Annotated in this window: 24 protein-coding genes; 19 read left to right on the top strand and 5 right to left on the bottom strand. The window is 71.0% G+C overall.

All coding sequences use genetic code 11. The features are described from left to right. Positions 1 to 46: 46 nt before the first annotated feature. Both ACBR40_RS36760 and ACBR40_RS36755 read right to left on the bottom strand, forming a co-directional pair. Positions 47 to 1,276, bottom strand: a complete 1,230-nt coding sequence (locus ACBR40_RS36760) for a DUF349 domain-containing protein (RefSeq protein WP_344218488.1) — start codon at positions 1,274 to 1,276, stop codon at positions 47 to 49. Between the two features lie 62 nt (positions 1,277 to 1,338). Further along, positions 1,339 to 2,208 (bottom strand): peptidylprolyl isomerase, encoded by an 870-nt coding sequence (locus ACBR40_RS36755; protein ID WP_344218490.1) that lies wholly within the window; start codon positions 2,206 to 2,208, stop codon positions 1,339 to 1,341. Between the two features lie 138 nt (positions 2,209 to 2,346). Here ACBR40_RS36755 and ACBR40_RS36750 point away from each other — a divergent pair, with 138 nt between their 5' ends. From ACBR40_RS36750 to aspS, 3 genes are read left to right on the top strand one after another with little or no spacing between them, the layout of a single operon-like run. After that, a complete protein-coding gene (locus ACBR40_RS36750; protein WP_344218492.1) occupies positions 2,347 to 3,027 on the top strand; it encodes an MBL fold metallo-hydrolase in 681 nt (226 codons plus the stop codon). Further along, entirely contained in the window at positions 3,027 to 4,283 is a 1,257-nt protein-coding gene (gene hisS / locus ACBR40_RS36745; RefSeq protein WP_344218494.1) for a histidine--tRNA ligase, read from the top strand. The genes ACBR40_RS36750 and hisS overlap by 1 nt, the downstream gene beginning before the upstream one ends. After that, positions 4,280 to 6,013 (top strand): aspartate--tRNA ligase, encoded by a 1,734-nt coding sequence (gene aspS / locus ACBR40_RS36740; RefSeq protein WP_364445095.1) that lies wholly within the window; start codon positions 4,280 to 4,282, stop codon positions 6,011 to 6,013. The genes hisS and aspS overlap by 4 nt, the downstream gene beginning before the upstream one ends. Before the next feature lie 63 nt (positions 6,014 to 6,076). On the opposite strand, the gene ACBR40_RS36735 is transcribed toward aspS, so the two are convergent. Next, the gene (locus tag ACBR40_RS36735; RefSeq protein WP_364445097.1) at positions 6,077 to 6,973 is read right to left on the bottom strand and encodes a peptidylprolyl isomerase; all 897 of its coding nucleotides are present in this window, start codon (positions 6,971 to 6,973) and stop codon (positions 6,077 to 6,079) included. A 168-nt stretch (positions 6,974 to 7,141) separates the two neighbouring features. On the opposite strand from ACBR40_RS36735, the gene ACBR40_RS36730 reads away from it, so the two are divergent. The 16 genes from ACBR40_RS36730 to ACBR40_RS36655 all read left to right on the top strand — a co-directional run bounded on the left by ACBR40_RS36730 (position 7,142) and on the right by ACBR40_RS36655 (position 24,591). Then, positions 7,142 to 7,624, top strand: a complete 483-nt coding sequence (locus tag ACBR40_RS36730; RefSeq protein ID WP_371251698.1) for a hypothetical protein — start codon at positions 7,142 to 7,144, stop codon at positions 7,622 to 7,624. 9 nt (positions 7,625 to 7,633) lie between these two features. Further along, complete coding sequence (locus ACBR40_RS36725) at positions 7,634 to 8,959, top strand: replication-associated recombination protein A (RefSeq protein WP_371251697.1); 1,326 nt, start codon at positions 7,634 to 7,636, stop codon at positions 8,957 to 8,959. A gap of 63 nt (positions 8,960 to 9,022) precedes the next feature. Beyond that, the gene (locus ACBR40_RS36720; RefSeq protein ID WP_344218502.1) at positions 9,023 to 9,424 is read left to right on the top strand and encodes a DUF948 domain-containing protein; all 402 of its coding nucleotides are present in this window, start codon (positions 9,023 to 9,025) and stop codon (positions 9,422 to 9,424) included. Next, positions 9,421 to 9,654 (top strand): hypothetical protein, encoded by a 234-nt coding sequence (locus ACBR40_RS36715; protein WP_344218504.1) that lies wholly within the window; start codon positions 9,421 to 9,423, stop codon positions 9,652 to 9,654. Before ACBR40_RS36720 ends, ACBR40_RS36715 begins: the two co-directional genes overlap by 4 nt. Positions 9,655 to 9,713: 59 nt before the next feature. Then, a complete protein-coding gene (alaS, locus tag ACBR40_RS36710; RefSeq protein WP_344218506.1) occupies positions 9,714 to 12,386 on the top strand; it encodes an alanine--tRNA ligase in 2,673 nt (890 codons plus the stop codon). A 7-nt stretch (positions 12,387 to 12,393) separates the two neighbouring features. Further along, positions 12,394 to 12,873 (top strand): Holliday junction resolvase RuvX, encoded by a 480-nt coding sequence (gene ruvX, locus ACBR40_RS36705; protein ID WP_371251696.1) that lies wholly within the window; start codon positions 12,394 to 12,396, stop codon positions 12,871 to 12,873. A gap of 649 nt (positions 12,874 to 13,522) precedes the next feature. After that, positions 13,523 to 14,677, top strand: a complete 1,155-nt coding sequence (mltG, locus tag ACBR40_RS36700; RefSeq protein ID WP_371251695.1) for an endolytic transglycosylase MltG — start codon at positions 13,523 to 13,525, stop codon at positions 14,675 to 14,677. 211 nt (positions 14,678 to 14,888) lie between these two features. Continuing rightward, the gene (gene mltG / locus ACBR40_RS36695; RefSeq protein WP_344218510.1) at positions 14,889 to 16,046 is read left to right on the top strand and encodes an endolytic transglycosylase MltG; all 1,158 of its coding nucleotides are present in this window, start codon (positions 14,889 to 14,891) and stop codon (positions 16,044 to 16,046) included. Between the two features lie 122 nt (positions 16,047 to 16,168). Next, positions 16,169 to 17,050: a shikimate dehydrogenase gene (locus ACBR40_RS36690; protein ID WP_371251694.1), complete on the top strand. Its 882-nt coding sequence runs from the start codon at positions 16,169 to 16,171 to the stop codon at positions 17,048 to 17,050. A 396-nt stretch (positions 17,051 to 17,446) separates the two neighbouring features. Beyond that, positions 17,447 to 18,034 (top strand): translation initiation factor IF-3, encoded by a 588-nt coding sequence (gene infC / locus ACBR40_RS36685; RefSeq protein ID WP_344218606.1) that lies wholly within the window; start codon positions 17,447 to 17,449, stop codon positions 18,032 to 18,034. Between the two features lie 126 nt (positions 18,035 to 18,160). Next, complete coding sequence (gene rpmI, locus ACBR40_RS36680) at positions 18,161 to 18,355, top strand: 50S ribosomal protein L35 (protein ID WP_344218514.1); 195 nt, start codon at positions 18,161 to 18,163, stop codon at positions 18,353 to 18,355. Between the two features lie 24 nt (positions 18,356 to 18,379). Then, positions 18,380 to 18,763, top strand: a complete 384-nt coding sequence (gene rplT, locus ACBR40_RS36675; RefSeq protein WP_020547116.1) for a 50S ribosomal protein L20 — start codon at positions 18,380 to 18,382, stop codon at positions 18,761 to 18,763. Positions 18,764 to 18,905: 142 nt separating this feature from the next. Continuing rightward, a complete protein-coding gene (locus ACBR40_RS36670; protein WP_020547115.1) occupies positions 18,906 to 19,709 on the top strand; it encodes an RNA methyltransferase in 804 nt (267 codons plus the stop codon). Positions 19,710 to 19,759: 50 nt separating this feature from the next. Next, complete coding sequence (locus ACBR40_RS36665) at positions 19,760 to 20,854, top strand: ATP-binding protein (protein ID WP_344218517.1); 1,095 nt, start codon at positions 19,760 to 19,762, stop codon at positions 20,852 to 20,854. Between the two features lie 141 nt (positions 20,855 to 20,995). Then, the gene (pheS, locus tag ACBR40_RS36660) at positions 20,996 to 22,036 is read left to right on the top strand and encodes a phenylalanine--tRNA ligase subunit alpha (RefSeq protein ID WP_344218608.1); all 1,041 of its coding nucleotides are present in this window, start codon (positions 20,996 to 20,998) and stop codon (positions 22,034 to 22,036) included. Further along, positions 22,036 to 24,591 (top strand): phenylalanine--tRNA ligase subunit beta, encoded by a 2,556-nt coding sequence (locus tag ACBR40_RS36655; RefSeq protein WP_371251693.1) that lies wholly within the window; start codon positions 22,036 to 22,038, stop codon positions 24,589 to 24,591. Before pheS ends, ACBR40_RS36655 begins: the two co-directional genes overlap by 1 nt. A 47-nt stretch (positions 24,592 to 24,638) precedes the next feature. Here the strand turns inward: ACBR40_RS36655 and ACBR40_RS36650 are convergent, their stop codons facing one another. Then, positions 24,639 to 25,202, bottom strand: a complete 564-nt coding sequence (locus ACBR40_RS36650; RefSeq protein WP_371251692.1) for a Uma2 family endonuclease — start codon at positions 25,200 to 25,202, stop codon at positions 24,639 to 24,641. Between the two features lie 14 nt (positions 25,203 to 25,216). Continuing rightward, positions 25,217 to 25,753, bottom strand: a complete 537-nt coding sequence (locus ACBR40_RS36645) for a Uma2 family endonuclease (RefSeq protein ID WP_371251691.1) — start codon at positions 25,751 to 25,753, stop codon at positions 25,217 to 25,219. Positions 25,754 to 25,830 lie beyond the last annotated feature (77 nt).

Here is a 25,830-nt window from a genome sequence, read left to right as displayed (position 1 = left end):
CCGGCCGGCGCGCCCTACCCGCAGGTCAGCGAACCTGCCCGCGGCGTCAGCTGAACTCGGCCAGCGTACGCTCGGCCTCCTCCAGCCAGGAGCGGCGGGCGATCAGGGCCTCCTCGGCCTCCTTGACGTCCTTGGCGCGGCCGGCCGACTGCGCCTTGGACAGCCGCTTCTCCAGCTGCTCGATCGAGGTGCGGAGCTGGTCGACCGTGCTCTGCGCGCGGGCCCTGGCCTCGGGGTTGGAGCGCTTCCACTCGGCGTCCTCGGCCTTGCGCACGGCCTCGTCCACGCGGCGCAGCCCGCCCTCCAGCCGGTCGCGCTGCTCGCGCGGCACCGGCCCCGCGGCCTCCCAGCGCTCCAGGAGGTGACGCAGCGCGGCGCGCGCCGTGCGGGCGTCCGTGACCGGAAGGATCTTCTCCGCCTCGGCCAGCAGCTCCTCCTTGACCTGCGCGTTGGCGGCCAGCGAGGCGTCGCGCTCGGCGAAGACCGCCGAGCGGGCCTGGAAGAACTGGTCCTGGGCGGCCTTGAAGCGGCCCCACAGCTCGTCCTCGGCCTCACGCGAGGCCCGGCCGGCGCTCTTCCACTGCTGCATCAGCTCGCGGTAGACCGCCGCCGTGGGACCCCAGTCGGTGGAGCCGGCCAGCGCCTCGGCCTCGGCGACGATGCGCTCCTTGGTCGCGCGTATGCCCTCGCGCTGCTCGTCCAGGCCGGCGAAGTACTGCTTGCGCCGCTTGGCGAAGGCCGTACGGGCGGCCGAGAGCCGCTTCCACAACGCGGCCTCGGTGACCCGGTCGATGCGGTCGGCGGCCTTCCACTCCTCGACGAGCTGGCGCAGCCGCTCGCCGCCGGACTTCCAGTGGGTGGTCTCGTCCGCGATGCGCTCGGCCTCGGCGACGATGCGCTCCTTGACCGTCCGCGCCTCGGCGCGCGCCTGCTCGCGGGCCGCCTTCACCTCCTCGCGACGCTGGGCGACCAGCTCGGTCAGGCCGTCGAGGCGCGCCGTCAGCGCCTGCAGGTCGCCGATGGCGTGGGCGTCGGCGACAGCCTCGCGCAGCTTGGCGATGCTGGCCTCGGCCTGGGCCGGAGCCAGGTCGGTGCCCCGCACCCGCTGCTCGAGCAGCTGAACCTGGCCCGCCAGCTCGTCGTACTTGCGATGGAAGTAGGCCAGTGCCTCTTCGGGTTCACCGGCCTGCCAGGAGCCGACGGCCCGTTCTCCCTCAGCCGTACGCACGTAGACGGTGCCGTCGTCGTCTACCCGGCCCCACGGGTCGGTGCTCACCGTGTCCTCCCGCACTCTCCATCAGACCCTTCGGGACTACTTCGTCCCTAGTTTGTATTACGTCAGCTCTTGCTGGCGATTGTCACGTCTTTGATTTCCATGGTTTCCTTCGGCGCCCCGGTCCCGTCGCCCATGTCGGCAATGACGCCTGCTTTGTTCACCTTGTCCAGGATGTCGAGACCCTTCGTGATCGTACCCACAGGCGTGTAATCGGGGGTGAGCTGGATGTCACCGAACACCAGGAAGAACTGGCTTCCCGTGGTGCCGGGCGCGCTGGTCTTGGCCATCGCCATGACGCCGCGCTTGTACTGGGCTCCTTCGAGGTTCTCCTCGGCCATCACGTAGCCGGGGCCGCCCGCGCCGTCCTGGCTCTTGCCGTCGGCCTTGGCGGTCGGGTCGCCGCACTGCAGCATGGGGAACTTCTCGCTGCCCAGCCGGTGGCACTTGCTGCCGTCGTAGTACTTCTTCTTCGCCAGGAACTCCAGCGAGTTGGTCGTGCAGGGGGCCTTGGCGTTGTCGAGCTCGACCACGACGTCGCCCAGGTTGGTCTTGAGCGTCATGGTCTTCTTGGCGGGAGTGGTCTTGACCTTCGCCGGCGGCATGCCGACGTCCTTGACCGTGCCGCCGGTGGTGTCCTTGACGTAGTCGCAGGTGCCCGTGGCCGCGTCGTACGGCTTGGGCCCTGTGCTCGCCGAGGCCGAGGCGGTCTCCGCCGCCGAGGCGCTCGGCGAGGCGGCCGCCTCCGTGCCCGTGTCGCCGCCGCCCAGGAGCGCGACCGCGGCCACGATTCCGCCGACCACGATCACCACGCCCACCGTCGAGCCGATGATCGCCGTGCGCTTGGCCTTCTGCTCGCGCTCGAGACGGCGCTGCATCTGCCGCTCGTAGTGCTCACGCGCCAGCTGCTTCTGCCGGTCCTTCCCCGTGGCCACCGCTTTGCCTCCCATAGTCAATCAACCAAGGTGGGCGAATCGTATCGGCCAATGGGTAATGATTCGCAGCCCGGCGACCCGCACCGGTACCCTTCGGTTACATTCCCATTGGCTTTTCGACGAGATCACCTGAGGCAGATGCTCATCGCCGGCTTCCCCGCAGGGGCCTTCCAGACCAACTGCTACGTCGTCGCGCCCGCGGCCGGCGAGGAGTGCGTGATCGTCGATCCGGGCCAGGACGCCGCGGAAGGCGTCGACGACCTGCTGCGCGAGCACCGGCTCAAGCCGGTCGCCGTGATCCTCACCCACGGCCACCTCGACCACGTCTGGTCGGTGGCCCCCGTCTGCGGCGCCCGCGACGTGCCGGCCTGGATCCACCCCGACGACCGCCACCTGCTCAGCGACCCCGGCGCCGGGTTCTCCCGCGAGAGCGCCGCGCTGTTCGGCGGCCTCACCTTCAGCGAGCCCGACGACGTGCGCGAGCTGACCGACGGCGCCGTGCTGGAGCTGGCCGGCCTGGAGCTGGTCGTCGACCACACCCCCGGCCATACCAGGGGGTCGGTGAGCTTCCGGCTGCCCTCGGACGACGTGATGTTCTCGGGCGACCTGCTGTTCGCCGGCTCCATCGGCCGCACCGATCTTCCCGGCGGCGACTATCCGACCATCCTGCGCAGCCTGGCTACCAAGTGCCTGCCGCTGCCGGACGATACGGTCGTCCTGCCGGGCCACGGACCACAGACCACGATCGGCCGCGAGCGCGCGACCAACCCCTACCTGAAGGAAGCAGCGCCGCACGCCGGTCCCACACGAGGGATCTAATGAGCTTCCAAGCACCAAAAGGCGTCAAGGAGTACGTTCCGCCGCAGGCCTCGACGTTCTACGCGATCCGCGCCGCGTTCGCCGAGACGGCCAGGCGCGCGGGCTACTCCTACCTCGAGACCGCCGTCTTCGAGGACACCCAGCTCTTCGCCCGTGGCGTCGGCGAGTCCACCGACGTCGTGAGCAAGGAGATGTACACCTTCACCGACCGCGGCGGCCGCTCGCTCACGCTGCGCCCGGAGTTCACCGCCGGCGTGCTGCGCGCGGTCCTGGAGCACGGCCTGCACCGCGGCCAGCTCCCGGTCAAGGTGTGGACCGACGGCCCGGTCTTCCGCGCCGAGGCGCCCCAGGAGGGCCGCTACCGCCAGTTCTACCAGCTCGACCTGGAGGCCATCGGCAGCGAGGATCCCGCGGTCGACGCCGAGACGATCGCGCTGGCCTGGCAGTGGTACACCACGCTGGGGCTCACCCGGGTCCGCCTGCTGCTCAACTCGCTGGGCTGCCGCGAGTGCCGCCCGATCTACCGCGCCCGGCTGCAGGAGTTCCTGCGCGCGCTCGACCTCGACGAGGCCACCCGCGCCCGCATCGAGATCAACCCGTTGCGGGTGCTCGACGACAAGCGGCCCGAGGTGCAGGAGCAGCTCGCGGACGCGCCGCTCATCGGCGACCACCTGTGCGCCGGCTGCAAGTCCTACCACGACCGGGTCAAGCAGCTCCTGGCCGACCTCGGCATCCCGTGGGAGGACTCGCCGCGGCTGGTGCGCGGGCTCGACTACTACACGCGCACCACGTTCGAGTTCGACCACCCGCTGCTCGGCGCGCAGTCCGGCATCGGCGGCGGCGGCCGCTACGACGGCCTGTCCGAGGCCATCGGCGGGCCCGCGCTGCCCGGCATCGGCTTCGGGCTCGGCCTAGACCGCACCGTCATCGCCCTGGAGCGCGAGGGCGTCGAGCTCGCCACCCCCGCCCGCTGCGAGGTGTACGGTGTGGCGCTGGGCGACGAAGCGGCCCGTGCCATGTTCACCCTCGTGAACGACCTGCGCGCGGCCGGCGTCGCCGCCGACATGGCCTTCGGCGGCAAGGGGCTCAAGGGCGCGATGAAGGGAGCCGACCGTTCCGGCGCCCGTTTCGCACTGATCCTGGGCGAGCGTGACCTCGCGGCCCAGGCCGTGCAAGTGAAGGACCTGACCACAGCAGACCAGACCGAGGTGCCGCTGGCCCAGGTCGTGGACGTCTTGAAGGGGAAAGTGCAGTGATCCGCACGCATACGGCCGGGTCGCTCCGCGAGGAGCACACCGGGCAGAAGGTGACGCTCGCGGGCTGGGTGGCCCGCCGCCGCGACCATGGCGGCGTGGTCTTCATCGACCTGCGCGACGCCTCCGGCTCGGCGCAGGTGGTCTTCCGCGAGGAGGACCACGCCCACGACCTGCGCGCCGAATACTGCGTGAAGGTCGTCGGCGAGGTCCGCCTGCGCCCGGAGGGCAACGAGAACCCCGAGCTGCCCACCGGGAAGATCGAGGTCGTCGCCGACACCGTCGAGGTGCTGAGCGAGTCGGCGCCGCTGCCGTTCCCGATCGAGGGCAACGTGGGGGTGTCGGAGGAGGCGCGGCTGAAGTACCGCTACCTCGACGTACGCCGCCAGCAGGTGGCCCACGCCATGCGGGTGCGCTCCAAGGCCACCTACCTCGCCAACGAGGTCATGAACGAGCTCGGCTTCGTCTACGTCGAGACCCCGACCCTGACCCGCTCCACACCCGAGGGCGCCCGCGACTTCCTCGTGCCCGTGCGCCTGCAGCCCGGCAACTGGTACGCCCTGCCGCAGTCGCCGCAGCTGTTCAAGCAGCTCCTGCAGGTGGCCGGCCTGGAGCGCTACTACCAGCTCGCCAAGTGCTACCGCGACGAGGACCTGCGCGCCGACCGCCAGCCGGAGTTCACCCAGATCGACGTCGAGATGTCCTTCGTCGACCAGGAGGACGTCATCCAGGTCGGCGAGACGCTGATCGCCCGCCTGTGGCGCGAGCTCGCCGGCTACGAGCTGCCGACGCCGCTGCCGCGCATGACGTACGCCGAGGCCATGGCCCGCTACGGCTCCGACAAGCCCGACCTGCGATTCGGCCAGGAGCTGGTCGAGATGACCTCCTACTTCGCCGGCACCACCTTCCGCGTCTTCCAGGCCGACTACGTCGGCGCGGTCGTCATGCCGGGCGGCGCCTCGCAGACCCGCAAGGAGCTCGACGGCTGGCAGGAGTGGGCCCGCTCGCGCGGCGCCAAGGGCCTGGCCTACGTGCTGGTGCAGGAGGACGGCACGCTCGGCGGCCCGGTCGCCAAGAACCTGTCGGAGGAGGAGCTGTCCGGGCTGGCCGCCAAGGTCGGCGCCGCCCCCGGCGACGCGATCTTCTTCGCCGCGGGCGCCCGCAACGCCGCCCGCGACCTGCTCGGCGCGGCCCGGCTGGAGATCGGCCGCCGCTGCGGGCTCATCGACGAGTCGCAGTGGTCGTTCCTGTGGGTCGTGGACGCCCCCATGTTCGAGGAGGACGGCGAGGGCGGCTGGACGGCCGTGCACCACCCGTTCACCGGTCCCAAGCCCGAGTGGGCCGACAACTTCCAGGACCACCCGGGCGAGGCGCTGGCCTACGCCTACGACATGGTCTGCAACGGCATGGAGATCGGCGGCGGCTCGATCCGTATCCACCGGGCCGAGATGCAGCAGCGCGTGTTCGACGTGCTCGGCATCTCCAAGGAGGAGGCCGAGAGCAAGTTCGGCTTCCTGCTGGAGGCGTTCAAGTACGGCCCGCCGCCGCACGGCGGCATCGCCTACGGCTGGGACCGCATCTGCATGCTGCTGGCCGGCGGCGAGTCGATCCGCGACGTCATCGCCTTCCCCAAGACGGCCTCGGGCTTCGACCCGCTGACCGGCGCGCCCACGCCCATCACGGCGGGGCAGCGCAAGGAGGCGGGCGTCGACGCCACGCCGCGCAAGGACTGATCCGGGCCCGGCATGAGAGAAGCCGGCGGGGCGGGCGCCCTGCCGGCTTCTTGCGCGCGCGGGTCAGGAGAACGTGATGCTCTTGATGATGACCGGCTTCTTGGGGGCGGTGGTGCCGCCGTCGCCCGTGATGTCGGCCTCGTTCACGATGAGGTCCGAGCCGTCCTTGGCCAGGCCGACCAGCATGTCCAGGCCCTCGCTGACCACGCCGACGGTGGAGAAGCCCCCGCCGAGCTGCGTGTTCTCGTCCGACAGCGAGAAGACGAACTGGCTGTTGTTCTGGCCCACCGAGTCGCCCGGCTGGGACATGAAGACCACGCCCTTGGCCGGCGGGATCTCGACGTTCTCGTCGCCGTAGACGAAGCCCGCGGTGCCCTGGCCGTCGGTCGGGTTCTTGCCGTCGGCCTTGGCCTGCGGGTCGCCGCACTGCAGCAGGTGCACGCCGGAGACGTCCGTGGTGACCAGCCGGTGGCACTTCATGTTGTCGTAGAAGTGCTTCTTGTTGAGGAAGCTGAGCGCGTTGACCGTGCACGGGGCCGCCTCGGTCATCAGGTCGACGACGACCTTGCCGCGGTTGAAGTTGATCGTCATCTTCTTCAACTTCATGTTGGGCTTCTTGCCGGGCAGGCCCACGAACTTGTTCGGGACGGAGTCGTCACGCTTGTACGTGCACGTCACCGGCCCCGCCGCCGCGGTCGTCGTCGGCGCGATCGGCAGCGACGCCGAAGGCGATGCCGACGCCGACGCGGAGGCCGAGCTCTCCGCCGCGGCGGGGTCCGGCCCGTCGCCGCCTCTCAGCGTGGTCGCGGCGAAGATGCCGCCGGCCACCACCACCACAGCCACGCCCGCGCCGATGAAGGCGTTCCGCTTCGCCTTGGAGGAGCCCTCGGCCGCCGCGCGCTTCTCCTGCCGCTCCTTGTGCTCCCGCGCGAGGTCGCTCTTGCGGTCTTCGCCGCTCACCGCATGTCTCCTTCATCTTTGCCGACACATGACCAAACAACTCCGCGCATGCTACCGGCCCTCGGTATGTGCCGGATGTAAGTGGCAAAAGCCGTGACATGCGACGGATGGGGCGGCGAACCTTATCGTGCTCCCGAACGTAGTTGAAAAGAGCACAAAGGAGCCGTCATGTTCGACCAGATCCTGGGCCTGCCGGCCCACGCGCTCGTCATCCACTTCGCCGTCGTGCTGATGCCGCTGCTCGCCGCCGTGGCGGCGGTCTACGCGCTGGTGCCGCGGTGGCGCACGTACGTCGCCTGGGCCGCGATCCTGCTCTCCCTGGCCGGCCCCGCGTCCGTGTTCGCGGCCAAGGAGAGCGGCGAGCGGCTGAAGGAGGCCCGCTTCGCCACCGCGGAGGGTGAGCTCGGCCGGGCCATCGCCACGCACGAGAGCTTCGCCGGCCCGCTGCTGCTGTCGGCGTCGGGCCTGGCCGCCGTCACGCTGCTGCTGGTGCACGCCACCCGCCCGGCCCGCGACTCCGTCGGCCGCGACCGCTTCGGCCGCCCCGTCTCGCTGGTCCTGTCCGGGCTCACGGTCGTGCTGGCCGCCGTGGCGGCCTACTTCTGCTTCCTGGCAGGGGACTCGGGCGCGAGGGCTGTTTGGGGCCTGTAATCTCGCTTTGTGGACAGCCTGTTCGATTCGGCGGCCGAGGACGCCACCCCGCAGCCCCTGGCGGTGCGCATGCGCCCGCGCACGCTCGACGAGGTGATCGGCCAGCGCCACCTGCTCGGCTCCGGCACCCCGCTGCGCCGCCTGGTCGAGAGCGAGGCCCCCATGTCGCTGTTCCTGTGGGGGCCGCCCGGCACCGGCAAGACCACGCTCGCCTACGTCGTCTCCAACGTCACCCAGCGCCGCTTCGTGGAGATCTCCGCCGTCTCCGCCGGGGTCAAGGACGTCCGCGCGGCCATCGACAACGCCCGCCGCGAGCTGGGCATGACCGGCCGCCAGACCGTGCTGTTCGTGGACGAGGTCCACCGCTTCAACAAGGCCCAGCAGGACGCCCTGCTGCCCGCCGTGGAGAACCGCTGGGTCACCTTCATCGGCGCCACCACCGAGAACCCGTACTTCTCGGTCATCTCGCCGCTGCTGTCGCGCTCGCTCCTGCTCACCCTGGAATCGCTGTCCGACGACGACATCCGCGCCGTCCTGGAGCGGGCGGTGGCCGAGCCGCGCGGGCTCGGCGGGCGCCACCGGCTCGCCCCCGAGGCGCTGGAGCACCTCGTACGGCTCGCGGGCGGCGACGCGAGGCGCTCGCTCACCTACCTGGAGGCGGCCGCGCTGCTGGCCGAGGACATCACCGTCGAGGTCGTCGAGAAGGCCGTCGACAAGGCCGCGGTGCGCTACGACCGGCAGGGCGACCAGCACTACGACGTGATCAGCGCCTTCATCAAGTCGATGCGCGGCTCCGACGCCGACGCCGCGCTCCACTACCTCGCCCGGATGATCGAGGCCGGCGAGGACCCCCGCTTCATCGCCCGCCGCATCGTCATCTTCGCCAGCGAGGACGTCGGCATGGCCGACCCCACCTGCCTGCAGACCGCCGTCGCCGCCGCGCAGGCCGTCCAGCTCATCGGCCTGCCCGAGGGGCAGATCAACCTGGCGCACGCGGTCATCCACTGCGCGCTGGCCCCCAAGTCCAACGCGGTCGTCAAGGCCATCGGGGCCGCGATCGGCGACGTGCGCAAGGGGCTGATCGGCCAGGTGCCCGGCCATCTGCGCGACGCCCACTACGGCGGAGCGGCCAAGCTCGGTCACGGCGAGGGCTACAAATACCCGCACGACTTCGACCACGGGCTCGTCCGCCAGGACTACGCGCCCGAGCAGGTGCGCGAGCGCCGCTACTACGAGCCCACCCGGCACGGCGCCGAGGCTCCGGTCGCCGAGCGCTGGGCCAAGATCCGCGAGTTCCTGCGCGGTGGCCCCCTCACGCCTCGCGGTCCTCACTGATGTTGTCAGCGGGACGCGATAGGGTCGTGCCGTTCCTGCCCAGCACACAAGGGAGATGAGCGGATGCTAACCGCCGGAGAGGTCGCCGGTCTGATCGCCGCCACCGGCTGGGTCGTCCTGGTCTGCGTGCTGGCCATGGTGCTCGTCAAGCTCGCCCGGCTGCTCAAGGAGACCACCAAGGCGGTCACCGAGCTCAACAACCGCCTCACGCCGCTGCTCGACGACGTCAGCCTCACCGTCAACGAGACCAACAGGCAGCTCATGGCCGTCGAGGCCATCGCCAAGGACGTCAAGCAGGTCAGCGGCCACGCCGCCCGGCTGAGCGCGGTCACCGACACCATGTTCACCGGCCCGCTGATCAAGGTGTCCTCACTGGGCTACGGCGTGCGCCGGGCCATCGAGGCCCGCCGGCCGGTCCGGCGCGGCCGGCCGGTCAACGGCGCCCGGCCGGGGCGGGTCAAATGATCCGCAGGCTGTTCTACCTGTCGCTCGGCGCGTTCCTCGCCTTCTGGGTGATGCGCCGGCTGCAGGCGCTGCACCCCGACCACGTCGCCCGCCGCACGGCCGCCGGGGCGGCGGGCATGCTCCAGCGGGTGAGAGACTTTACCTCGGACGCGCTCGGCGAGGCCGCGGTGCGCGAAACCGAGTTGCGGGCACGCCTCGGGCTCGACCAGGCTGAAGACACCCCCCGCTGACACCGACCGCTGACAATTCGTTCGATACGACACGACGACTAACGCAAAGGATGGCCACCATGGAGTCGGCAGAGATCGCGCGCCGCTTCCTGCGCTTCTTCGAGGAGCGTGGGCACAAGATAGTGCCCTCGGCCAGCCTGATCGCAGAGGACCCCACGCTTCTCCTGGTTCCGGCCGGTATGGCGCCGTTCAAGCCGTACTTCCTGGGGCAGCGCAAGCCTCCGGCGTCCCGGCTGGCCACCGCCCAGAAGTGCGTCCGCACGCCCGACATCGAAGAGGTCGGCAAGACCACCAGGCACGCGACGTTCTTCCAGATGCTCGGCAACTTCTCCTTCGGCGACTACTTCAAGGCCGAGGTGATCCCGTTCGCCTGGGAGCTGCTGACCCGCTCCGAGTCCGACGGCGGCTTCGGCTTCCCCGAGGACAAGCTGTGGGCGACGGTCTACCTCGAGGACGACGAGGCGTACGACATCTGGCGCAACAAGGTCGGCCTGCCCGAGCACCGCATCCAGCGCCGCGGCCTGGAGGACAACTACTGGCACATGGGCGTGCCCGGCCCCGGCGGCCCCTGCTCGGAGATCTACTACGACCGCGGCGCCGAATACGGCAAGGAGGGCGGCCCCGTCGCCGACGAGGACCGCTACCTCGAGGTCTGGAACCTCGTCTTCATGCAGTACCAGCTCAGCGCGGTCCGCACCAAGGTCGACTTCGACATCGCGGGCGAGCTGCCGACCAAGAACATCGACACCGGCATGGGCCTGGAGCGCATGGCGGCGATCCTGCAGGGCGTCGACAACATCTACGAGATCGACACCACCTACAAGATCCTCGACAAGGCGGCCGAGCTCACCAAGACCCGCTACGGCCGCGACCGCCGCTCCGACGTGAGCCTTCGGGTGGTCGCCGACCACGTGCGCACCGGCACCATGCTGGTCGCCGACGGCGTCCTGCCCGGCAACGAGGGCCGCGGCTACGTCCTGCGCCGCATCCTGCGCCGCTCCGTGCGCAACCTGCGCCTGCTCGGCTCCGGCGACGAGCGCTACATGCACGAGCTCACCGACGTCGCGATCAACGTCATGGGCGAGCAGTACCCCGAGCTCAAGGTCGACGCGCCGCAGATCCACGCGGTCATCGACGCCGAGGAGGCGAGCTTCCTCGGCACGCTCCGCACCGGCACCGCGATCTTCGACGTGGCCGTCGAGGAGACCAAGCGCAAGTCCGGCAGCACGCTGTCCGGCCAGCAGGCGTTCCAGCTCCACGACACCTACGGCTTCCCGATCGACCTCACCCTGGAGATGGCGGCCGAGCAGGGGCTCAAGGTCGACGAGGAGGGCTTCCGCCGGCTCATGAAGGAGCAGCGGCAGCGGGCCAAGGCCGACGCCGCGGCGAAGAAGACCGGCAACGCCGACATCTCGGTGTTCGGCCAGATGCTGGAGGCGGCGGGCAAGGTCGAGTTTCTCGGCTACGACCACACCGAGGCCGACACCAGCGTCGTCGGCATCCTGATCGACGGCGCGTCCGTCCCGGCGGCGGGCGCGGGCAGCACGGTCGAGGTCGTGCTCGCGCGCACCCCGTTCTACGCCGAGGGCGGCGGCCAGCTCGCCGACCAGGGCGTCATCCGCACCGGCGGCGCCGAGGTCGAGATCACCGACGTGCAGCAGCCGCTCTCCGGGCTCATCGTCCACCGTGGCAAGGTCCGCAGCGGCGAGCTCAAGGTCGGCGACGAGGCGCAGGCGGAGATCGACCTCGAACGCCGCCGCGCGATCTCGCGCAGCCACAGCGCCACCCACCTCGTCCACCGCGGTTTCAAGAACGCGCTCGGCGAGACGGCGGCGCAGGCCGGCTCGGAGAACTCGCCCGGCCGCTTCCGCTTCGACTTCACCGCGGCCGGCGCCGTGCCGCCGAGCGTGCTGCGCGACGTCGAGGACGAGGTCAACGCCGTGCTCATCAACGACCTCAAGGTCAACGCCTTCTACACCTCCCAGGCGGAGGCGCGGGCGATGGGCGCGCTCGCCATGTTCGGCGAGAAATACGGCGACGAGGTCCGCGTGGTCGAGATCGGCGACTACTCGCGCGAGCTGTGCGGCGGCACCCACGTCCACAGCTCCGGGCAGCTCGGCCTGGTCAAGGTGCTCGGCGAGCAGTCGGTCGGCGCGGGCGTGCGACGGGTCGAGGCGCTGGTCGGCATCGACGCCTTCCGTTTCCTGGCCCGCGAGAGCGTGCTGGTGCACCAGCTCAGCGAGCAGCTCAAGGCGCGCCGCGAGGAGCTGCCCGAGCGCATCGACGGCATCGTCACCCGGCTGCGCACGGCCGAGAAGGAGCTGGAGCGGCTGCGTTCGGCGCAGGTGCTCGCGGTGGCGGGCGAGCTGGTGGCGCAGGCCCGTGACCAGCGCGGCGTCTCCGTCGTGACACACCGCGCGCCTGATGGCACGGGCTCGGATGATCTGCGTAAGCTCGCGCTTGATGTGCGTGGCAGGTTCCCGTCCGACAGGCCGGCGGTCGTCGTGATCGCCGGTGTCCCCTCCGACCGGCCTGTGGTGGTTGCCGCGGTCAACGAGGCGGGGCGCGAGCGGGGGCTCAAGGCCGGGCAGCTGGTCGGCGTCGCCGCCAAGGCGCTTGGGGGTGGCGGTGGCGGCAAGGACGATGTCGCGCAGGGCGGTGGCACGCGACCGGAGGCGATCGGCGAGGCGTTGCGCCTGGTCGATGAGGCCATCGCGGGTCAGCTCGGCTGACGCTGAGATGAGGTTCGGTTCACGGATCGGCGTGGACGTCGGCTCCGTGCGGGTCGGCGTGGCCCGCAGCGATCCTTCGGGGATGCTGGCCACGCCGGTCGAGACCGTCCGGCGTGGCAAGGGCGACCTCGACCGCATCGCGGCGATCGTCGCCGAGCACGAGGCGATCGAGGTCGTCGTGGGGCTGCCCCGGTCGCTGTCCGGGCGCGAGGGGCAGGCGGCGGAGCTGGCCCGCGCCTACGCCGAGCGGCTCGCCGCCCGGCTCGCGTCGACGCCCGTCCGGTTGTTCGACGAGCGGCTGACCACGGTCGCCGCCCAGCACGGCCTGCGGGCCAGCGGCGTCAAGGCCAAGAAGCAGCGGGGCGTCGTCGACCAGGCGGCGGCCGTCGTGCTGCTGCAGGACGCGCTCGACTCCGAACGCGCCACCGACAGACCACCAGGCAGGCCCGTCGAACCGCCCGCGGCGGCCGACGGACCTGCCCAATGAGCCGGGGGCGCACGGGGCGGGGGAGCGCGGCGGGCGCCGGGGCGGTGACGCCGTGAACGAGACACCGGACGGCCGCCTGCCCGAGGAGCAGGACGACAGCGGTGACCTCATCCCGTTCGATTCCGAGGATGAGGTCGTGGGAGATGACGGCCTCAGGCCGGCCACCGACGACGCGACGGACGCCGCATCTTCGAAAACGGCCCCCATCGACGAGCCGACGGAGGAGCCGCACGACGGCCAGGCCGGGGCGGCCGGCGACGGACCGGTCGGCGTGGCGGGTGACGGGTCGGATCGTGATGGGCCGGTCGGGGCGGCCGGTGACGGCTCGGATCGTGATGGGCCGGTCGGGGGCGCCGGTGACGGGTCGGGTCGTCATGGGCCGGTCGGGGTGGCTTCGGCTGCTCGGCGTGGCGGCGTGAGTGGGCCTGCCCACGCGACGGGAGAGGCCGCCGGCGCATCCGGAAGCCAGGGTGATGCCGCGGCGCCCGCCGGCCTGAGCGAGGGCTCTGCCTCCACCGGACAGACCTCCACGGGACAGGCCTCCCGCGGGCTGGGCGATGGCGCGGCCGATGGACCAGCGCTCGGGGGCGCGGGTGCGAGGCCGGAATCAGCCGAGGTGAGCGAGGGTCCCGCGGCTGAGGGCCGGGGTGTGGACCTCGGGTCCGCCGGCCACGAGAGCGCGGGGGCTGTGTCCGTCGGCCACGAGAGCGCGGGGGCTGTGTCCGGCGACCAGGGTGGCGGGGCGGCGGCTGAAGCCGGGAAGAGCGGGCGGCGGAGGGCCGCGCGGAAGGCGGGGCTGGTGGCCGCCGGGCTGGCGGTGGCGTTGATCGCGGCTGGTGTCGGCGTCATCGTGGTGGTCAAGCCTTATCTCAGCCCCGCCGACTTCGAGGGCAGGGGCGAGGGCTCGGTGACGGTCCGCATCCCGCCCGGCTCCAGCGCCCAGGCGATCGGCGTGGCCCTGGCCGACGCCGGGGTGGTGGCGAGCGCGGGGTCGTTCGTACGCGCGACCGAGGACCGCGCGGTGACCGGACGGCTGCGTCCCGGCACCTACCGCCTGCGCAAGGGCATGGCCGCGACGGCGGCGCTGGACCTGCTGCTCGACGCCGGCTCACGGGTCGTCAAGCGGGTGACCGTGCCGGAGGGCATGCGGGTGAGCGAGGTGCTGGCCCGCCTGGCCAAGCAGACGGGCCTGTCGCTCCGCGAGTTCCTGGCGGTGGACAAGGGGCTGGTCGGCCTGCCGTCGTACGCGCCCGGCCTGGAGGGATTCCTGTTCCCGGCCACGTACGAGATCGAGCCCGGCGACACCCCCGTGGACGTGCTGGCGGCGATGGTGGAGCGTTTCGGCGCCGAGGCGCGCCGGCTCCGCCTGGCCGAGCAGGCCGCCCGTGTGCACCTGACGCCGCTGGAGGCGGTCACGGTGGCCAGCATGATCCAGGCCGAGGGCGGCACCGACGCCGACTACCCCAAGATCGCTAGAGTGATCTACAACCGGCTCCAGCGGGGCACCCCGCTGGAGATCGACAGCACCGTCCTGTACGCGCAGAAGCGGCGGACGCTGAGAGTGACCGAGAAGGACACCAAGGTCGACTCTCCGTACAACACCTACCGTCGCAAGGGACTGCCTCCCGGCCCCATCGCCAATCCCGGCGCCAAGGCGCTGGTGGCGGCTCTGAACCCGGCGGACGGCGATTGGCACTGGTTTGTGACGACAGATCCGGCGCATAGAATCACCAAATTCACCAACAAAGAGAGCGAGTTCGTGAGATACCGGGAAGAGTTGAACAAGAACCTCGGGACGAGCTGATGTTCGACGTGGCTTCCTGCGCTCCCGCGCAAATGTCGCAGAAGGGGACGCATGTCCTCTTTCCGTCCTCTAGCATGGCTACCCAGAGTGATCTCCGCTGGTCGTGGGAACATGATCGGCGGGCCCCCCAGTTCCGCTCGGTGAGCTGTGCCGGTTGGGCACTTCCGCTTGACGCCTGGCCGGCCGTACCGGGAGATTGGCCTGCGAACCTATGAGCGATCTCGATCTGAACACGCTGCTCGGCGCCGAGGACGACGAAGGTCAGTCCCGACGGCGCGCCCGGGGCGGCCGCGGCAACCGGAGACGCCGCCGCCGTCGTAACCGGGGTGGATTCATCGCGCCGCTGCTCGCCTTCGTCGTGCTGGCCGGCATCATCGGTGGCGGCGGCTACTACGGCTACCTCTGGCTCAGCGACGCTCTCGTGCCCGACGACTACACCGGTCAGGGCACCGGAGAGGTCGTCATCGAGATCCAGGACGGCCAGAGCGCGTCGGAGGTGGCGCAGGAGCTGGAGAAGCAGGGGGTCGTCGCCAGCGCCAGGGCGTTCACCAACGCGATCGGCAACGCCAACAAGAGCGGCTCGCTGCAGCCGGGCACGTACAAGATGCGCAAGAAGATGTCGGCCGCCGCCGCCGTCGACGCGCTCACGCCCACCAACAAGCTGCTGGTCAGGGTGCCGCTCAAGGAGGGCCTGCGGCTGTCGGACACGCTGGCCACGCTGGCGAAGGAGACCGGCAAGCCGGTCAAGGAGTTCCAGGCCGCGGCCAAGCAGGCCGACGACCTGGAGCTGCCGTCGTACGCCAGGGGCAAGCTGGAGGGCTACGCCTTCCCCGCCACCTACGAGTTCCAGCCCACGGCCACGCCCAAGCAGATGCTCGCGCAGATGGTCAAGCGGTTCAACCAGACCGCCGAGCGCATCGACCTCGAAGGCGGCGCCAAGGCCCTCGGCCGCAAGCCGCACGAGATCATGGTCATCGCCAGCATCATCCAGGCCGAGGCCGGCCGCGCCGAGGACATGCCGAAGATCGCCCGCGTCATCTACAACCGCCTCGGCCAGAATCCGCCGATGAAGCTGTCGATGGACAGCACGGTGATGTACGCGCTCGGCAAGTACCGCACCTACGCGACCCACGCCGAGCTGGAGACCAACTCCCCGTACAACACCTACAAGCACCTGGGGCTGCCGCCGGGCCCGATCTCCAACCCCGGCGACCACGCCATCGAGGCCGCGCTCAACCCCGCCAAGGGCTCGTGGCTGTTCTTCGTGGCCACCGACCCCAAGAGCTCGGTCACCAAGTTCGCCACCACCGAGACCGAGCGGCAGGCGCTGCTCGCCGAGTGCACCGCGAACGGCGGCTGCGGCGGCTGACCCGCCCTCCCGCCCGCCGACCCCGCCCACCTGCGACGACGAATCGCAGGTGGGCGGCGTCGTACGAGGAGCGGCGCGGCCCGCGATAGGGTCGTGCTGTTCGTCAGGGGAAGGAGCCGCGGATGCGCGCCGCCGTCATGGGGTCGCCCATCGCCCATTCGCTCTCGCCGTTCCTGCACCGCGCCGCCTACCGCGAGATGGGGCTGGCCGGATGGAGCTATGAGGCGTTCGAGTGCGACGAGGCCCGCCTGCCGGAGCTGCTGGGCGAGCTGACCCCGGTGCGCCGGCAGGGCCGCGCCGATGAGGGCGCCGATGAGGGCGCCGGCGAGGACGCCTGGGCGGGGCTGTCGCTCACGATGCCGCTCAAGCGGGCCGTGCTGCCGCTGCTCGACACCGTCTCAGAGCTGGCCGTCGAGGTCGGCGGGGCCAACACGGTGGTGTTCCGTGACGGGCGCCGCCACGGCGACAACACCGACGTGTACGGCATCGTGCGGGCGCTGGCCGAGGCCGGCGTCCACGCTCCGCGCTCGGCCGTCGTGCTGGGCGGCGGCGCGACGGCGGCCTCCACGCTCGCGGCGCTGCGCGACCTCGGCCTGCACGCCGCCACCCTCCTGGTCCGCGAGCCGGCCCGCGCGGCCGGGACCGCCGAGGTGGCCGAGCGGCTGGGCATGGCGCTGGCCGTGGAGACGCTCGACAAGCTCGACGTGTTCACCGGGGCCGACCTGGTCGTCTCGACGCTGCCTGGCGGCGCGGCCGACGCCTTCGCCGACCGGCTGGCCCGGGTGCCCGCGCTGTTCGACGTGGTCTACTCGCCCTGGCCGACCAGGGCGGCCGCGGCCGTCGCGGCGGCGGGCGGCACGGTCGTGGGCGGCTTCGCGATGCTGCTGCACCAGGCGGTGCGGCAGGTCGAGCTGATGACCGGGCGCGCGGACGTGCCGGTGGAGGCCATGCGCGCGGCCGGCGAGGCCGAGATCCGCAGACGGGCCGCCACGGCCCCCGCCTGACGGCCCGAGGTGCCCCGGTCCGACGGCCGAAATCCTTCGGCCTGGCGGCTGGAGGCAGCCCTGGCCTGACGGGCGGAAGGGGTCGTCGGCCTGACGGCCGGGATTCTGGTGAGCCGGCGGGAAGATTCGAGCGTCCCTGGCTGTTGTGGTAATGTAGCTCTCTGATCGGTCCGGCATGTTTGCTGGACGCGCAAGCGGAGGTCTCCCTCCCACCTGAGTCACCGAAAGGTGGCCGGGTCCAGGATCACGCCGGACTACTCCGGGGAGCTCGAGGCCACGAAAGCCAAAGAGCTCAGTGGCCCCGCATGCGCGACGTGCGGGGTTTTTCGCGTTAGGGGTAATGCGAAGGGCCTTGGGCACGACGAGCACGTAGGGATCGCAAACCTAGGAGGCCCCATCAGCACTGAGCCCCGCATCAACGAGCGTATCCGAGTTCCCGAGGTTCGCCTCGTGGGCCCGAACGGCGAGCAGGTTGGCATCGTCTCGATTCACGACGCCCTGAAGCTCGCCCAGGAAGCCGACCTTGACCTCGTCGAGGTCGCGGCCACGGCTCGACCGCCCGTGTGCAAGCTCATGGACTACGGCAAGTTCAAGTACGAGTCCGCGATGAAGGCGCGCGAGGCGCGCAAGAATCAGGCGCACACGATCATCAAGGAGATCAAGCTCCGGCCGAAGATCGATCCGCACGACTACGAGACCAAGAAGGGTCACGTGGTGCGGTTCCTCAAGGCGGGGGACAAGGTCAAAGTCACGATCATGTTCCGCGGACGCGAGCAGTCCCGGCCGGAGCTCGGCTTCCGGCTGCTGCAGCGGCTGGCCGACGACGTCCAGGAGCTCGGCTTCGTGGAGTCCCACGCCAAGCAGGACGGCCGCAACATGATCATGGTGATCGGTCCGCACAAGAAGAAGGCCGAGGCCAAGGCCGAGAAGGCGGCAGCCAAGGCACAGCGTGACGGCGAGGACGATTCCCCACAGGAAGCGTGACCTCCGGTAGGGGTTAGCCTTACAGAGCGCCCCGCGCCAGCCGCCGGCAGACGAAAGACGCCGCGACCGGGTCGGCCGACCACCGGCCCGGCTACCGGCACGACCGAAACGAGGAGAGACGGCGACATGCCGAAGATGAAGACGCACAGTGGTGCGAAGAAGCGGTTCCGGTTGACCGGTTCCGGCAAGATCAAGCGTCGCCGTGCCAACCGCGCGCACTACAACGAGTGGAAGTCGTCCACGCTGACGCGCCGTCTCAAGAACGAGGTCGTCCTTTCCGACGCCGACACCAAGAAGATCAAGAAGCTGCTCGGCAAGTAGCGCGATTCCCCGGGGAGAAGAAACATGGCACGCGTGAAGCGGGCGCTCAACGCCAAGAAGAAGCGCAGGGTCGTCCTTGAGAGGGCCAGCGGCTACCGTGGCCAGCGGTCGAGGCTGTACCGCAAGGCCAAGGAGCAGATGCTCCACTCGATGACCTATGCCTACCGTGACCGCAAGGACCGCAAGGGCGCTTTCCGCCGTCTGTGGATCCAGCGGATCAACGCCGCGGCTAGGCAGAACGGCATGACGTACAACCGCCTGATCCAGGGTCTGCGCCTGGCCGGCATCGAGGTTGACCGTAAGATCCTCGCCGACCTGGCGGTGAACGACGGCCAGACTTTCGCGACGCTCGTCGAGGCCGCCAAGAAGGCGCTGCCGGCGAACGTGAACGCGCCGGCCGCGAGCTGAACATTTTGTGACGAGGGCCCACCGTTGACGGTGGGCCCTTTGCTGTACCCGCACGAATGCTGCACGTGCACGATTGCTGCAGTGCACGAATGGGGTGCGCGCGCGAGACGACGCCGTACCTGTACGACCCAGGGGGAGACGCATGGCCGGGTCCGAGCTGACCAACGTGAAGTCGCCGCGGGTGAAGGCCGCGCGCCGGCTCACCAAGCGCGCCTTCCGTGATCAGGACCGCAAGTTCCTGGCCGAGGGCCCCCAGGCGGTGCGCGAGGCGCTGCGGCTGGCGGACGTCACCCTGGAGCTGTTCACCACGGCCGAGGCCGAGCTGCGCCACGCCGAGCTGATCACCGAGGCCACGCTCCAGGGCGTGCCGGTGCACCGGGCGAGCGGCGAGGTCATGGCCGAGCTCACCCAGACGGTCACCCCGCAGGGCCTGGTCGCGGTCTGCCGGCTCGTGCACGTGCCGCTGGAGCGGGCGCTGGAGGGCACGCCGCGGCTGGTCGCGGTGCTGGCCCATGTACGCGACCCGGGCAACGCCGGCACCGTCATGCGGGCGGCCGACGCCGCGGGGGCGGACGCGGTGGTGTTCACCGACGCCTCCGTGGACCCGTACAACGGCAAGTGCGTACGCGCCAGCGCCGGAAGCCTTTTTCATCTGCCCGTCGTCATCGGTGCACCGGTGAGTCCCTCCGTGCGTCAACTCAAGGAGCGAGGCTTGCGCGTGCTGGCGGCCGACGGCGCGGGCAAGCACACGCTCGACGACGTCGATCTGTCGGGTCCCACCGCGTGGATCTTCGGCAACGAGGCCTGGGGACTGCCGGAGGAGATACGCGCCGAAGCGGATGATGTGGTCAGAGTGCCCATCTACGGACAGGCTGAAAGTCTCAACCTGGCCACCGCCGCGGCGGTATGCCTTTACTCCTCCGCCAGGGCTCAGCGAGTGCCCTAGGCGGCCGGAAACCCGCTATTGTCGGCGTTGTAGGCGGAGGAGGCGAGGTCGTGCACGGCGCAGAAACCGACGGGCAAGTAGTGGCCGCCGCGTGCACGATAGCCATCGACGACCTTCCCGACGGCCTCATCGTGGCCGACCGATATGGCAGGGTGCTGGCCGTCAACCGCGCCGCCGCGAGGCTCACCGGCGTCCGCATGGAGCGCGCGGTCGGCTGCCACATGAACGACGTGTTCCCCTTCCGCGACCACGACGGGCGCGACTGGTGGAAGGCGCTCGACCCCGAGGGCGGGCTGCGCAGCCGCGTCCGGGTGCCGGAGCGGCCGCTGCACCTGCCCGGCGGGCAGGAGCTCTACGTCACCGCCCGGCTGGTCCGCGAGCCGGAGCGCGGCGGCGAGGTCGAGCGCGTCGCGATCACGCTGCGCGACGGCGGCGCCCGCGCCCGGCTGGAGCGCAGCCGCGCCGACCTGGTCTCGACCGTCGCCCACGAGCTGCGCTCGCCGCTGACCAGCGTCAAGGGGTTCACCGCGACCCTGCTGGCCAAGTGGAGCCGCTTCACAGAAGAGCAGAAGCTCGTCATGCTGGAGACGGTCAACAACGACGCCGACCGCGTCACCAGGCTCATCACCGAGCTGCTCGACGTCTCCCGCATCGAGTCCGGGCGGCTGGAGGTGCGCCGCCAGGTCGTCGACCTGCCGGCCCGCGCCCGCCGGATCATCGCCGGGCGAGTCGCCGCGGGCGAGCCCGAGGACCGGTTCCGGCTCGTCGTTCACGACGACCTGCCGGAGACGTGGCTCGACCAGGACAAAGTTGACCAGATTCTGAGTAACCTGGTGGAAAACGCGCTGCGCCATGGCCGCGGCACCGTGACAATGGAGATCGAGTCCGTCGGATGGGGAGTTGCCGTGTCGGTCCGCGATGAGGGCGAGGGCATCGAGCCCGAGCTGGCCCCGCGCGTCTTCCGGCAGTTCTGGCGCGGCGGCAACAGCCGCCGTCGCGGCGGCACCGGGCTCGGCCTGTTCATCGTGAAGGGCCTGGTCGAGGCGCACGGCGGCACGATCGTCGTGCAGCGGGCGCCCGAGGGCGGGGCGGAGTTCCGATTTACCGTGCCCACCGGCACCCCCGATTTCGCGACGTCCGCCTGACAGGCCCGGCAAGCGGGATTCGGGGCCGGTGGGCCGACCCCACTAGACTCTTTTCCGCTCAAGCCCTGGATACGGAGCTCACTCTTGTCTGACTACGACCCCGTCGAGGTGACACCGTTGCATGCCGACGAGGTGTCGCGCATGGAGGCCGACGCCATCGCGGCGATCAAGGCGGCCGACAGCCTCGACGCACTCAAGCAGGCCAGGCTGGCGCACGCGGGCGACCGCTCGCCCATCGCCCTGGCCAACCGCGAGATCGGCGCGCTGCCGCCGGCCGCCCGCGCCGAGGCGGGCAAGCGCGTCGGCGGCGCGCGCAGAACGATCAACGAGGCGCTGGCCGCGCGCCAGGCCGAGCTGGAGGCCGAGCGCGACGCGCGGGTGCTCGTCGAGGAGACCGTCGACGTCACCCTGCCGTGGGACCGCCGGCCGCGCGGCGCCCGCCACCCGCTCACCACGCTGCAGGAGCGCATCGCCGACGCGTTCGTCGCCATGGGCTACGAGGTGGCCGAGGGGCCCGAGCTCGAAGGCGAGTGGTTCAACTTCGACGCGCTCAACATCGCTCAGGACCACCCGGCCCGCTCCGAGCACGACACGTTCTTCGTCGGCTCGACCGGCTCCGGCATGGTGCTGCGCACGCAGACCTCGCCGGTGCAGATCCGCGCGCTGCTCCAGCGCGAGCTGCCGGTCTACGTCATCTCGCCGGGCAAGACGTTCCGCACCGACGAGCTCGACGCCACCCACACCCCGGTCTTCCACCAGACCGAGGGCCTGGCCGTGGACGAGGGCCTGACCATGGCCCACCTCAAGGGCACGCTCGACCGGTTCGCCGAGGTCATGTTCGGCAAGGGCATCACCACCCGGTTCCGGCCCAACTACTTCCCGTTCACCGAGCCGTCCGCCGAGATGGACCTCAAGTGCTTCGTCTGCCGCGGCGCCTCGGCGGTCCCCGGCAACCCGCCCTGCCGCACCTGCAAGTCGGAGGGCTGGATCGAGTGGGGCGGCTGCGGCATGGTCAACCCGCGGGTGCTGGTCGCCTGCGGTGTCGACCCCTCGCGTTACTCCGGGTTCGCCTTCGGCATGGGCATCGAGCGGACCCTGATGTTCCGGCACAACGCCGAGGACATGCGTGACATGGTCGAAGGAGACGTGCGCTTCACGCTCCCGTTCGGAATGGAGATCTGATGAAGGTCCCGCTCTCCTGGCTGCGGGAGTATGTCGATCTCCCGGCGGTCACCGCGCACGAGGTGGCCGACAAGCTCACCGCGGCCGGGCTCAAGCTCGAGGCCATCACCTCCCACGGCCACGACGTCAAGAACGTCGTCGTCGGCGAGGTGCTGGAGATCGAGGAGCTGACCGGGTTCAAGAAGCCGATCAGGCACTGCCGGGTCGAGGTGGGGGAGGCGACGCCGCGCGAGATCGTCTGCGGCGCCACCAACTTCGCCGCCGGCGACCGCGTGCCCGTCGTCCTGCCCGGCGGCGTGCTGCCCGGCGGGTTCGAGGTCGGGGCGCGCAAGACGTACGGGCGCATGTCCGAGGGCATGATCTGCTCCGAGCGCGAGCTCGGGCTGAGCGACGAGCACGGCGGCATCATGGTGCTGCCGCCCGACACGCCGGTCGGCGCCGACGTGGTCGAGCTGCTCGGCCTGCGCGACGACGTGATCGAGCTGGAGATCACCCCCGACATCGGCTACGCGCTGTCCATCCGCGGCGTGGCGCGCGAGGCGGCCACCGCGTTCGGGGTGGCCTTCCACGACCCCGCCGACGTCGAGGTGCCCGCCACGGACGAGCCGTCGTGGCCGGCCTCGATCGCCGACCCGACCGCCTGCGACCGGTTCGTGCTGCGGGAGGTGACGGGGTTCGACCCGGCCGCCGCGAGCCCGCTGTGGATGCGCACCCGGCTGTCGCGCGCCGGCATGCGGCCGGTGTCGCTGGCCGTCGACGTCACCAACTACCTGATGCTGGAGCTCGGGCAGCCGCTGCACGCCTTCGACCGGGGCAGGCTGCAGGGCGAGATCGTCGTACGCCGGGCCCTGCCGGGCGAGCGGCTGGAGACCCTCGACCACGTCGTACGCGAGCTCGACCCCGACGACATCCTCATCACCGACCAGTCCGGGCCGATCTCGATGGCGGGCACCATGGGCGGGCTGGAGACGGAGATCTCCGAGGGCTCGACCGACATCGTCATCGAGGCCGCCCACTTCTCCGCCACCGGCATCTCCCGCGAGTCGCGGCGGCACGGGCTCGTGTCGGAGGCGTCCAAGCGGTTCGAGCGCGGCGTCGACAGGGAGCTGCCGCTGGTCGCGTCCTGGAAGGCCGTACGCATGCTGGCCGAGCTGGGCGGCGCCCAGGTCGGACCCGGGGTCACGCACGCCGAGGTCGAGGTCACGCCCGCGCGGATCGCGATCCCCGCGAGCTACCCGGGCCGGGTGGCCGGCGTCCCCTACTCCAAGGACACCGTGATCGCCCGGCTGCGGCAGGTCGGCTGCACCGTGGCCGACGGCGACGACCCCGCGGTGCGCAAGGGCGGCGTCGCCCCGACCGGGGTCGTGACCGGCGGCGCGCTGGCGGCCAAACTGGCCGTCACCGGCGACGACATGATCACCGTCACCCCGCCGTCCTGGCGGCCCGACCTCACCGACCCCAACGACCTGGCCGAAGAGGTCATCCGGCTGGAGGGCTACGAGAGCCTGCCGTCGGTGCTGCCCAGCGCCCCCGCCGGGGCCGGGCTCACCGAGGGGCAGCGGCTGCGCCGCCGGGCCGGGCGGGCGCTGGCCGAGGGCGGCTACGTCGAGGTGCTGAGCTACCCGTTCATCAGCCCCGACGACTTCGACCGGCTGCTGCTGCCGGCCGACGACGCGCGGCGCGCGGCCATGCGGCTGGCCAACCCGCTGTCGGAGGACGAGCCGCTCATGCGCACCACGCTGCTGCCGGGGCTGCTGAAGACCCTGGTACGCAACGTCGGGCGCGGCTTCGCCGACGTGGCGCTGTTCGAGACGGGGCCGGTCTACCGGCCGCGGCCCGGCGCGCCCGAGACCGCGCCGGTGCTCGGCGTCGAGCGGCGGCCCACGCCCGAGGAGCTGGCCTCGATCGAGGCGGCGCTGCCCGACCAGCCGGTGCGGGTCGCCGTGGTGCTGACCGGGGAGTTCGAACGCTCCGGCTGGTGGGGCAAGGGACGCCAGGCGTCCTGGGCCGACGCCGTGCAGGCCGCGCGGCTGATCGCCGGGGAGGCCCGGCTGGAGCTGTCCATCAGCGCCGACCAGCACGAGCCGTGGCACCCCGGCCGGTGCGCCGCCCTCTACGTGGGCGACACGCTGGTGGGGCACGCCGGTGAGCTGCATCCGCGGGTCATCGAGGCGTACGGGCTGCCGCCGCGCACCGCGGCCATGGAGCTGGAGCTGACCCGGCTGGAGCAGGCCATGCCGGGGCCGGTGCAGACGCCCGCGGTGTCGGCCTACCCGGTGGCCACCCAGGACGTCGCGCTGATCGTGCCCGACTTCACGCCGGTGGCCGACGTCGAGGCGGCGCTACGCGACGGGGCCGGGGAGCTGCTGGAGTCGATCCGGCTGTTCGACGTCTACGCCGGGGAGCAGGTGGGCGAGGGCAACAAGTCGCTCGCCTACACGATGCGCTTCCGGGCGCCGGACCGTACGCTGACGGTCGAGGAGACGACGGCGGCCAGGGACGCCGCGGTGGCGCTGGCCGCCGACCGCGTCGGCGCCCAGCTCCGCAGCTCCTGACCCTGGCTGTTGAAGGGCCGGCCCCGGCTTCTGCCGGGCCGGCCCTTTCACATGCGGTCGACCTCGCCGAGGTCCACGTCGAGGTCGAAGGGAACGGTGAGCTTCAGCCGGTCGTGATGCAGGCCGGTCAGGGCGTAGAGGCCGGTCGCGGGGTCGAGCTCGTAGACGTAGGCGACCGGCTTGCCGGCCTGCTCCTCGATCCGCCAGAAGTGCGGGATGCCGGCCTCCGCGTAGAGCACCGGCTTGCGCTTGCGATCCCGGACGCGCGACTCCGGCGAGACCACCTCGACCACCAGAACGACGTCCTGCCCCCGGAAGAAGGTCTGCCTCCCGCCTGTGACGGCGTCTGCCCGGACGACGCAGACGTCCGGCTCGGGCCGCTGGGCGGGATCGAGGATCACGCTCATCTCCCGCCGGACGCGGTGCTCCTCCGGGGCGGCGCGACGCAACTCGCCCTCCAGCAGCGACACCACGCACATGTGGAAGGAGGCTCGCGGGCTCGCGAAGACCAGGCTTCCGTCGATCAGCTCGGTGTGTGCGGGCAGATCCGGGAGGTGGTCGAGGTTTTCGGCGGTGAGGCCCTCGGGCGGTGGGAGCGCTGGTCTGCGCATGTGTCCGGTCGCGCCTAGCGGGTGCGGCTCTTGTAGAGGGTGGTCAGGTCGATGTCGATGTCGAAGGGTACGGAGAGCTTCAGGCGGTCGTGGTGAGCTCCGCTGATCACGTAGGACTTCGTCACGGGGTCGAGTTCGTAGACGAAGACGGCGGGCCTGCCGTTGACCTCCTCGATCAGCCAGAAGTGCGGGATGCCGGCCTCCGCGTAGAGGACGGGCTTGCGTACGCGGTCACGTATCTCGGAGTCGGGTGAGACCACTTCGACGACGAGCACCACGTCGTCGACCAGGTAGCAGGTGACCTCCCGGCCGATCACGGCTTTGGGGCCGAGGATGATGAGGTCCGGCTCGGGGCGCTGCCGTGGTGCCAGCTTGACGCTCATCTCCTGCCGTACCTCGTGCCCGGCGGGCAGGAAGTCCTCCAGCTGCACGTGCAGCCGGAAGACGACCGACTGATGGAAGTCTCGTTCAGCGCGCGGGAAGACCAGGCTTCCGTCGATCAGCTCGGTGTGTGCGGGCAGGTCCGGGAGGTGGTCGAGGTCTTCTGCCACCAAGCTCTGGGGTGGCGGAATGGCGCCGTCGGGAAGTGCAGGTGGCGGCGTCATCTCAACGGTTCACCGCCGCGTTC

The organism is Nonomuraea sp. AD125B (assembly GCF_041402765.1).
GTDB classification, from domain to species: domain Bacteria; phylum Actinomycetota; class Actinomycetes; order Streptosporangiales; family Streptosporangiaceae; genus Nonomuraea; species Nonomuraea bangladeshensis.
This window is presented reverse-complemented; position numbering and strand designations above follow the sequence as displayed.